This window comes from Nocardioides glacieisoli (assembly GCF_004137245.1).
Classification (GTDB): Bacteria; Actinomycetota; Actinomycetes; order Propionibacteriales; family Nocardioidaceae; genus Nocardioides; species Nocardioides glacieisoli.
Window position 1 is genome coordinate 1 of the sequence record NZ_SDWS01000029.1, and the last position, 1,659, is coordinate 1,659.

General features: G+C 69.0%; 1 protein-coding gene. It reads right to left on the bottom strand.

Features of this window, described 5'->3' with window-relative positions; genetic code table 11:
* Positions 1-296 precede the first annotated feature (296 nt).
* Positions 297-1,523, bottom strand: coding sequence for an IS110 family RNA-guided transposase (locus EUA06_RS22210; protein ID WP_129479875.1), 1,227 nt, complete (start codon positions 1,521-1,523; stop codon positions 297-299).
* Positions 1,524-1,659 lie beyond the last annotated feature (136 nt).

Here is a 1,659-nt window from a genome sequence, read left to right on the forward strand (position 1 = left end):
TGGGTGGCGCGGACGTGTCTGCTCCGGCGGCGGCGGTGGTGTCGTCGGAGTGGGGGCGCGATCGATGAGGTGCGGGCGGGTACGGCGGCGGGTGCCGGGTGTGCTCACGCTGACGTATGCGACCTCGTGGTGGGTCATCTGGCGTCGTTCGAGCTACGGACAGGGCGAAGGGCCGGGCGCCAAGCTAGAAGCGGCGTGACCTGCGTGGTCCGCCATAGCCGATGCGGCGTCTGATCCGGCCCTTCGTCGCCGTCCAGCCTGCACCTGATCGCGCGGCGATGGAAGGTGCGGCTTGGTCAGTCCTCCTTCAGCCACCGGGCTGGGTCGTAGGTGTTCTGGTCGCGGACCAGCGCGTAGGCGATCCGGTTGGCACGGTTGGCCATGGCGCAGGCGATGACTCCGCCTTTCTTGCCGCGGGCGCGCAGCTGGGCGCCGTAGGCCTTGGCGGCGGGGTCGTTGAGCCACAGGCCCATGCCGAGGTCGATCAGGGCGCGGCGCAGTTCCACGCTGCCTTCGCGACTGATCACGCTGTCATGGCGTTTGCCGGCCGACTCGTACTGGATCGGGTTGAGCCCGGCGGTGCGGTAGACCTGCCGGTGGTTGTCGAACCGGGTCGGGTCGCCGAGCGCGCCGCCGTAGTTCCCGGCCCGGACCGCTGCCCAGCCCGGGACGCTCATCAGCGACGCAAAGGGCGTCGACGGCAGGATCCTGGCCAGCTGGTCGGTGGCCTGATCGACCTGCGCATCCAGGTCACTGAGCAACGCAAGGTCGGCAGCGAGGACGGCGCGTGCGACTGCGGCATCGGCGGCGGGCAGTGCCTCGCGGGCAGCTTGGACGATCCGGTCCGCGACCGGCTTGCGGATCTGCAGGCCACGGGTCGCACCGAACCGGATGAACCGGGTGCTGCCCAACGCGGTGAGCCGGGCCGGGTCGGGGAACTCGGTCGCGACCAGGCGGCCGACCTTGGTTGCCAGCACGTCCGGCAGCGCCAGCGTCAGCCCCGGGAAGGTCCGGTCCAGCTGGCCGAGCAGCTGGTTCTTCGTCGCGGTCCTGATCGCCACCCGACCGGTCCGGTGTGCCGACCACGCCGTCAGCTCGCCGAGTGCAAGAGAACGGTCACGGACGGGCTGTCCCCGACCGGCCAAAAGCAGCTCGGTCATCGCCTGCAGGTCGATGACGTCGGTCTTGATGGTGCGCTTGCCCAGCACCCGACGTTGTTCGGTGACATGAGCGGGGTTGAGCTCGAGGACCTCCCAACCGTCCGGCCACGCCGCGTGGAGCAGTGGCCGGTGATAGTGCCCGGCCGCCTCGATGCCGACCTTCACCATCGCGCCGACCCGAAGCACGTCGACGATGTCGGCGACCACCCGCGTCAGCGACGACCCGGTCATCGGACACCCCGTGCGAGGCTTGAGCAGAAGTGCGCGCGAGGCGTCCGTCACCGAGAACGCGAACTCGGTCTTGCCAACATCGATCGCAACCACGACCGTCGAGGAACACACTGGTACCGCTTGAACAACCATCGGACCCACCTCCGGAGGGCGCCAGAAGGCCGCGGCGCAGCAAACGCCCAACCTTCAGATGAATGGAACCTGTCGGTCCCTTCCAAGCACCTCCGGAGGTGTCCCGTGAAGGACTAACCCCGACCTATATCAGCCG